Origin of the sequence: Pseudoalteromonas sp. MelDa3 (genome assembly GCF_002863625.1) — a bacterium.
Taxonomy (GTDB): Bacteria; Pseudomonadota; Gammaproteobacteria; order Enterobacterales; family Alteromonadaceae; genus Pseudoalteromonas; species Pseudoalteromonas arctica.
Map to the genome: position 1 here is coordinate 1 of NZ_PJBR01000245.1, position 8,463 is coordinate 8,463.

Annotated in this window: 8 protein-coding genes; 4 read left to right on the forward strand and 4 right to left on the reverse strand. The window is 38.6% G+C overall.

What is annotated here, in order from left to right; genetic code table 11:
• Positions 1 to 392 (forward strand): ExbD/TolR family protein (locus CXF89_RS20375; protein ID WP_374703131.1); only part of this gene is annotated, 392 nt, incomplete at its 5' end.
• 72 nt (positions 393 to 464) lie between these two features.
• Here CXF89_RS20375 and CXF89_RS20380 read toward each other — a convergent pair.
• Genes CXF89_RS20380 through CXF89_RS20390 form a run of 3 tightly spaced genes read right to left on the reverse strand, consistent with a single transcriptional unit; the run spans position 465 to position 5,152 of the window.
• Positions 465 to 3,500 carry a TonB-dependent receptor plug domain-containing protein gene (locus CXF89_RS20380; protein WP_101216180.1) on the reverse strand — a complete coding sequence of 1,012 codons (3,036 nt, stop codon included), beginning with the start codon at positions 3,498 to 3,500 and terminating at the stop codon, positions 465 to 467.
• A 9-nt stretch (positions 3,501 to 3,509) separates the two neighbouring features.
• Positions 3,510 to 4,589, reverse strand: coding sequence for a FecR family protein (locus CXF89_RS20385; protein WP_007585689.1), 1,080 nt, complete (start codon positions 4,587 to 4,589; stop codon positions 3,510 to 3,512).
• A complete protein-coding gene (locus tag CXF89_RS20390) occupies positions 4,586 to 5,152 on the reverse strand; it encodes an RNA polymerase sigma factor (RefSeq protein ID WP_002961494.1) in 567 nt (188 codons plus the stop codon). The genes CXF89_RS20385 and CXF89_RS20390 overlap by 4 nt, the downstream gene beginning before the upstream one ends.
• Before the next feature lie 374 nt (positions 5,153 to 5,526).
• Between CXF89_RS20390 and CXF89_RS20395 the strand changes: the two genes are divergently transcribed.
• Positions 5,527 to 6,042 (forward strand): DUF2937 family protein, encoded by a 516-nt coding sequence (locus CXF89_RS20395; RefSeq protein WP_121955609.1) that lies wholly within the window; start codon positions 5,527 to 5,529, stop codon positions 6,040 to 6,042.
• On the opposite strand, the gene CXF89_RS20400 is transcribed toward CXF89_RS20395, so the two are convergent.
• Entirely contained in the window at positions 6,022 to 6,909 is an 888-nt protein-coding gene (locus CXF89_RS20400; protein ID WP_007585683.1) for a LysR family transcriptional regulator, read from the reverse strand. The two genes, CXF89_RS20395 and CXF89_RS20400, sit on opposite strands and share 21 nt — an antisense overlap.
• Positions 6,910 to 7,031: 122 nt before the next feature.
• Here CXF89_RS20400 and CXF89_RS20405 point away from each other — a divergent pair, with 122 nt between their 5' ends.
• On the forward strand, positions 7,032 to 7,682 hold the full coding sequence (locus tag CXF89_RS20405; RefSeq protein WP_007585680.1) for a peroxiredoxin-like family protein: 651 nt from the start codon (positions 7,032 to 7,034) through the stop codon (positions 7,680 to 7,682).
• Entirely contained in the window at positions 7,682 to 8,449 is a 768-nt protein-coding gene (locus CXF89_RS20410) for a haloacid dehalogenase type II (RefSeq protein WP_024590458.1), read from the forward strand. Before CXF89_RS20405 ends, CXF89_RS20410 begins: the two co-directional genes overlap by 1 nt.
• Positions 8,450 to 8,463 lie beyond the last annotated feature (14 nt).

The following is an 8,463-nucleotide window of genomic DNA, read 5'->3' on the forward strand; positions in this document are numbered from 1 at the left end:
CACACGCCCTAACTAAACTGCAAAATAATGCTGATGTAGATATGACCCCGATGTTAGACATAGTGTTCATATTACTAATTTTCTTTATTGTAACTACATCTTTTGTAAAACCTGTGGCTATTGAATTAAACCGACCACTCGACAGCCCTCAAATAGATAAGCCTGTTAAAAATGCTTTATTTAGAATTGATGAAAGTAACGGAATATATTTTTCGGGGAGGTTAATTGATTTAGAGCAAGTTGCGACTAATTTAGCGATGTTCGCGGCTAAATATGAAATAAGTTCGGTACTTATAACCGCAGACGAAAACAGTACACATAATACTTTAATGAGTGTAATGAATAATATTAAGCAATACGATGATTATTCAATAAGTTTGATTTCTAAATAAAACAGCCCAAGATAAAACCAAAAAAAGGGCCTTACGGCCCTTTGAGTTAAATAACGAAAGGGAGGTTATTAATTAAAAACGGTATTCTGCACCTACGTAGTAGTAAGCACCGTTAAATCCAAATGGAGCAGAACGACGTGAGTAGTCAAACACACCTGAGCTACTTATTACTGTATTGCCACTAGCATCCACAATAGTACCTGAGCGAGAGTTACCTATTTCGTTTTTATCTGGGTAAACATCAAACAAGTTATTTGCACCAATGTTTACCGACAAATCTTCAGTAACGAAGTAGTTAACTTTAACGTCAGTTAAAATTTCTGCGCCATACGTTTGACGACCACCATCTTCTACTGTGTACTCACCAAAGCGATTAAGTGACAGGTTAACTGTCCAATCGTCACGTTGATAAAGCGCACTTAAGTTAATACGATCCTCTGGTTGCCACTCTTCAATAATAGAGATGTCTTCCGCTGAAAATATATCGTCTACGTTTACTGTCTCAAGGCTTGAGCCAGCAGGCGAAAATAACGATACAACATCTGTTTTAGTAAAGTTAGCTGCAAGTGTAAAATCAAGCGTGCCGCCTAAACCTTCAGTGTTCCACGTTGCTACAAAATCAACACCACGAGTTTCTGTATCAGCACCATTTAAGAAGAACTGACCTACGCCAGCACCCGCACTATTTAGTGCAGCATCAAGGCTTGTAGATAAACCTTTACCTAAGCGGTCACTAATTACAATACGGTCGTCAATATCAATTGAGTAGTAATCAACGGTTACATTAATATTATCTGTAACGTTATATACAATACCTAAACTACGGTTTTGTGATTTTTCTTCTTTAAGCTTTGGAATACCTAAGCTTTGCGCAAGTGTTGAATCATTTCTAAATGTACCAACCTCTTCTGCAACTAAATTACCATTAGTACCAACAACAAATTGCGTACTTACGTTATTAAAGTAAAGCTGCTGCATTGAAGGCGCTCTAAAACCTGAGCTTAATGCACCACGTAGTGAAATATCGTCGGTTACAGACCAGTTACCAGCAAGCTTAAAGTTTACTGTATCACCAAAGCCTTTGTAGTTATCGTAGCGAAGTGCACCCGATAAAATTACATCTTCAATCACATAAGATTCTGCATCTATGTAAAATGAAATTACATCACGCGATTCATCAACTGATGACGCAGGAGCTGAACCACCAAAACCTTGTGAACCACCTGATGCATCTTCAGAGCCAACACCACCACTTAAGCCGTTGTAAATACTTACACCGTTGGTTGTATCGTAATCGCGGTATGCGTACTCATTACCTTCTAAAATGCGATATTCGTCAGTACGGATTTCTGCACCCATTGCTAAAGAATAATCATCAAAGTTTTGCGTAAAATCAATATTGATTGTTTGCAGTGATAATTCCATGCCGTAAGCGTACGCTTCACGTGGGATAGTTGTACGAATATCAGCAGCACTTAAACCTTGGTCATAACGTAAAAAGTTAGCGTATGAGGCATTGATAGTGTCACTTGTCGTGTAATCAATGCTGTTTTCACCATAGGTGTAAGATAAATCAAGGCTTGCATCGTTATCAAACTCAGTTTTATAACCAAAGTTGTACGAGATATCGTCGATAGTTGTATTAATTTTTGGTAAGAAACCTAATGGAATCGTCGCATCGTTATCTTGTAGTACTGGGTTACCACCTGCATTTGCATTATGACGGAAAAATGCAGCCGACTCATTTTCACGTGTTGAGTAAGTAATAAAGCCGTAAAGCTCGCCATCACCTAACTCGTAACCGGTATTAATTGTTAAACCAAATTGCTGAGAATCAGCATCACCAATTCTAAAAGTATCACGATCGGCTGTCAGCTCACGCGGATCGCCAGCAAGTAAAGTGCCGTCACTTAGTTCTGTACAACCATAAAACTGACAAGAGCCATGTAAACCAGCACGGTTAGTCGGTGCACGGTCACGGTAATTGATAGTTGTATTTAAATAACCGTCATCACCTAGCGCAAAGCCTTTATTAAAATCAAGGTTAATGGTTTCGCCATCGCCTTCAGAATATTGACCGTAGTTAATAGCCGCTTTGCCACCTTCGCTACCATCTTTAAGCACAATATTAATAACACCTGCAATTGCATCAGAACCATACTGAGCAGCAGCGCCATCACGTAATACTTCAATGCGTTTAATTGCAGAAGCTGGAATTGCATTCATGTCAGTACCTGCGGTACCACGCCCAACAGAGCCATTAATATGAATAATACTTGCTTGGTGACGACGTTTGCCGTTAATTAAAACCAATGTTTGATCGGGGCCCAAACCGCGAAGTGTCGCAGGTCTTAAAGCATCAGTACCGTCACTAATTGCAGAGCTTGAAAAGTTAAATGAAGGGGCGATAGACTGTAGCATACGACCAACTTCTGTTTGGCCTGTATTTTCAAGCGCTTCTGCACTTAAGATATCTACTGGAACGGGTAAATCTTCAACTGAACGTCCTGCTACACGGCTACCGACAATAGCAATTTTTTCAATTTTTTCTTGAGCGACTTCTTCTGCTGCGTTTACACCTTGCGAATTTACTGCAAGTAAAGCTGGTAATACTGCTGCACTGACCGCTGAAAGCTTCATCATGTTGTTATCATTCCTATTGATTTGTTTGAGTTTTATACTCAGTAAACCATTTTGATCAACAACCGCATCGAGTTCAGTCCCACCTAATAATGCCTCTAGAGCATCTAGCTGAGTGTAAAATCCATAAACTGAATTTGCGTCATACTGCTTTGCCAACTCATAAGAAAACACCACGGTTTGCTCTGTTTGTTTAGCATATTCAATTAAGGCTTTGTCTGCTCGCTGCGCTTTTATATCAAATTGCACCATTTGCCCAGTGGTTTGAGTTGCTGCTTGTACACTCAAGCTAAAAATAGCCGGTACAAGCACACTAAATCCACTCAATAAATGCGTTTGGTTACTGCGCAACTTATATAAACAGCTGACAAACAAAAATCCTCTATGGCTTTGTTTCTTTTTTTTAATGTTTTTTTTACGTTCAATCTTTATTGATGCAACTTTATCTAACATTAGTTTGATTTGCATAACGTCTACTTATGATTCTGTATGGTGTTTTAGCGTTACTACATGCTCACCTAAACGCTCATGATCAATCGAAAAATTAGTTTGTAAACTCTCAAGTAAACCTTCAACGTCACCCGCTTTAAATACCCCAGCTACTTTAATACTGGCAAGCTCGGCCGATGAAAGCTCAAAACGTGTGGCGGTATAGCGACTTACTTCATTTAAAGCATCGCTTAGCTCTTCTCCATTAAAAATAAGCATGCCATTTTGCCATGCCAAATCGCGTTGTACGTCGTTCATTGAAAGCTGGGTAATTGGCTTGGTAACACTCTGCTCTATAATTACTTTTTCGCCTGAGGTAACAATATTGGCATTAATTTGACGAATTTTTTGCGTGCTGTTATCTGCAAGCTGATAATCTTTAAAGTCATTTGCGTCAACCGCTACACTAGGGTCGGTGATCATCACTTTGCCTTCGGTAACAACAAGCTCTAAATCTGATGAGGTATTACGCTGTACATTAAACACGGTACCGAGTGCGGTAAAGCTTTTGTCGCCGGCCATAACACTAAACGGACGCGTGGCATCTTTTGCTACGTTAAAACGCCCTTCTCCACGACTAAGTAACAACTGCCTGCGGCCTTTGCTATAAGCAACTTCTAGCAAGCTATTAGTATTAAGCTGCACTATAGTGCCGTCTGGCAATACATACGTTGCTTGCTCGCCTACTTTTGTTTTGTAAATTTTAGTGTAGTTAACTTTTGCAAGCTCTTGGTTATAGCCGTTTTCTAAATTAATTAATAAGTAGCTGCATACCATTAACGCTGCAAATAAGCTCGCTGCAATTGAGTAAGAAAACATCCACTTATTTTTTGATGCTTTAGTATTGTTACGCTGAGGAAATAAATGACTTAATTCATTTAACACCGAAAGCTCATCCCAAAGCTGAGCAAGCTCGTATATAGAGTCTTGATGGGCGATGCTTTGCATCATCCATAATTTAAATTGCTCTTTTTCATCATCAGTTAAACCACGATCAATCGCGCTTATCCAATCACATGACTTTTCTAAAATTAAATCTTTTGAATTAAATTGATGAACATTACTCATTCTGCGACCCTCTTAACTGAGATAGGGTGTGCTTGAGCTTTAGGGTTTGTTTGTGGACTTTGCTCATGTTCCCGCATGTACAACATGGTTTGTAACAATCCTTTGGCAATGTGTTTTTCAACAGTGCTTTGGCTTAACTGCATTTGGTCTGCGATCTCTTTTTGGCTCATGCCGTAAACTTTTTTTAATATAAAGCATTTACGAATCGATGAGCTTAGTTGCTCAGTAGCTCTACAAAAAAGTAAAAAGCGCTCTTTAGATGTGTATTCATCCTCAAGCTTCATTGATTTGAGTAATACCGGTAATTCGTTATCATTTTCTAACGAATCATTAAATTTGTTGTCCCACTTAGCTATATGGTTAAGTGCTAAGTGTTTTGCTGTTTTAAGCATGTAACTGCGCGTAAACTGTATATCTTGCTTTAAATCAGCTTCGTAGCTTTTTACAAAGGTTTCTTGCACAATATCTTCTACATCGTCGGGCTGAACGATGCGCGATACAAAACGTTTGAGCTGTTTAGATATATCAACAAATGTTGACGTGAATTTTACTTTTTTCGTCATCCTTAACATCCACCTGTTGTTATTTTTATTATTAGGGCGTGTTGGCCTTTCGTGGTTGAATTTGCAGCAGTACGTTTGGTATTTAGGCAAGGCAGAGCCTATGTAGTGTGGTTATTCCCCATAAATAGGCGATAACGCAGCATAAATGCCAAACATGCGCTGCCCGTTGGGTTCTTTCTAGGGACGATTAACTCTTTGTTGCTTGGTTTTGACTTAGCCCGCTAGGTTACAAACCTCGCGCCGCGATTAAATCGTACCTAGATTGAAAAAATTTCAATCCACAAAGGTCAACACACCCCATTAGATTACGAGTTTTTGATATAAAAACAAGCTCAAATGTTAATTCTGGGTTATTTAAATGGATAGGAAGATAAATGAGTAAATTTTTAGATTACATCCGACTTAGTTTCTTTGCATTCGGTTTACTACTTGGGGTGCAAATTCCTGCATTTATAAGCGATTTTGGCCAAGCATTATCAGCCCAATTAATTGAAGCTAATAATGCCATTGCGCCTTTTAAAAGCGATGCAGCTAAGTATTTTAATAATGATTTAAATAAGCTAATTAAACACTATAAAAATATTGATGATGGGATTGTGAATAAAGGTGCAAGTAATATCAGTACACTTTACACACGACAACAAGACTTACAAATCGCTGTAAATAGGTTTGCGCAATCTCCATATATTTTTACTATAATCAGTGGCATGAGTGATGTAAAGCAACAAGTGTGGCAACGCTTCGAAGGTCAAATCATTTTAAAAAAAGACTCTATTATAGCCGCCATTGTTGCAGCTATTATAGTTGCCTTACTTGCCGAGCTTACTGGTTATTTGTTTTTAACTGGAGTAAAACGCTCATTTAAACGCTTATTCGCAGCTCAAAAATAGTGATTTCATAAAGTCATAAAATACATCGGTTTTGCGGGTAGTTAAGCTATTTTGCGGACGCAAAAACCAAACTGGTGCATCATCTTGTGCCATTACACCGGGCATAACTTCAACTAAAATGCCATTTTTAATATCTTCATGAATAGCTATCATTGATTTAATTGCAATGCCATGACCTGCAATGGCTGCTTGAGTCATATTGTCGGAATTAGAAATAGTAAAGCGTGTTCTTGCATTAAAAGTATGTGTTTTACCTTGTTCATCAAAAAGCTTTAATTGGCGCTGCCACGGCAGGCAAACCCAATAGTGTTCGCTCAATTGAGCTAAGCTTTTAGGCATGCCATATTTTTTTATGTAGCTAGGAGCTGCGCAAAGTATACGTTTGTTGTTTACTATTTTTCGCGACAGTAAACCGGAATCATTTAATTGTCCTACACGAATTGCCACATCTTGTGCGTCATCAACAACATTTACAAAATGATCTGTAATTAAAAAATCAAGTTTTAGTTCAGGATAGGCCTGCTCTAACTCATTAAGTCTTGGCATTACGTATTTTGAAAAAATCCAAGGGGGCATAGTCACGCGTAATAAACCACTCACAGATGAACTACGCGCACCAATACTATGCTCAGCGTCGTGCAGCGCCTCCATTATAGCGCCAACTCGCGTATAAAATATTTCACCTGCGGGAGATAACCGTACTCGTCGGCTATCTCTAAAAACAAGTACTGTTGCAAGCTCACGTTCTAATTTACTTAAGCGATGGCTTACCGTTGCAGGCGATAAACGCTGCTCGCGCGCAGCAGCAAGCACCCCTTTATTTTCAACTACTGCTATAAATGTTTCTAGGTCGCTTAAATTATACATAAAGATGCCATTGTGCACTTTTCAATGTTTAACATTTTCGAATGAAGCTTTCAGTTTTGCAATGTTTATTTAAATATGTAAAACACTATAATTGCAAATAGTCTAATTATTGAGGTTCAATCATGAGTTTAAAAGCGCAAATAGATGCCTATAACGTACAAAAAGATGCCAAGTTACCGGCTGACGTTTTAGCATTAATGAACACTACAAACGAAGAGCTTATTGCACAGCATATTAAAGACAATGCGTTGCAAATTGGTCAAAAGGTAGAAAACTTCAGCCTAGCCAACCATAACGGCGAAAACATTGAGCTTGCGGATTTATTAAAAAAAGGCCCGGTAATTATTAGCTTTTATCGTGGTGGCTGGTGCCCATATTGTAATTTAGAGCTAAAAGCACTTAATGACTACTTACCGCAATTTAAAACTCAAAATGCTCAGTTAGTCGCAATATCACCACAACTGCCTGATGAAACTCTCTCAACTGCACAAAAAAACGATCTTGAGTTTGACGTGCTTTCAGATGTTAGTAATAAAGTAGCTGAGCAATTTGGTTTATTGTTTACACTTGATGAGCGTATTCAAGCGTTATACACACAATTTGGTATTGATTTTGAACACTACTACGGCGATAAAAGCTTTAAATTGCCGCTACCGGCTACTTATGTGATAAACCAAGAAGGTGTTATTACATACGCATTTTTAAACGAAGACTACACCCTACGCGCAGAACCTACTGATATTATGGCAGCACTTGAATCGGAGAATAACTAATGTCTATTTTAAAATCGTTAAAAACACTTACTCTTTCACTACTTGTAGGCACAAGCCTTGTATCTGGTTATGCAGTCGCTGATGAACCAAAAGAACAAGTAAAGCCCAAAGTGCTTATTTTTGATGTAAACGAAACCCTACTTGATTTAACGTCAATGCGTACCTCTATTGGTAAAGCACTAGGCGGGCGTGAAGATTTATTACCACTTTGGTTTTCGACTATGCTGCACCATTCATTAGTAGATACAGTAAGCGGTAGTTATCACGACTTTGGGCAAATTGGGGTGGCATCACTCCTTATGGTTGCTCAAAATAATAATATTGATATTACTAGTGAACAAGCTAAAACAGCTATTGTTACGCCTCTTTTAACGCTTCCTCCACACAGCGATGTTAAAGAAGGACTGGCAAAACTTAGAGCTCAGGGCTATAAGTTAGTAAGCCTTACAAATTCTTCAAACAAAGGTGTAAAGGCACAGTTTGAAAGCGCTGGTTTAATGTCTTACTTTGATGCACGTTACAGCATTGAAGATATTAAAATTTACAAACCAGACTTACGTGCTTATGAATGGGTACTTAAAAAGCTAAATGTAGCACCAAATGAAGCTATGATGGTTGCAGCCCATGGCTGGGATGTTGCTGGCGCAAAAGAAGCAGGCTTACAAACCACTTTCATTGCACGCCCAGGTAAAGCACTTTACCCATTAGCTAAAAAACCAGATCACGTTGTGAAAGATTTACATGAATTAGCCGCTCTACTTAAATAAGTATGCGCTGATGA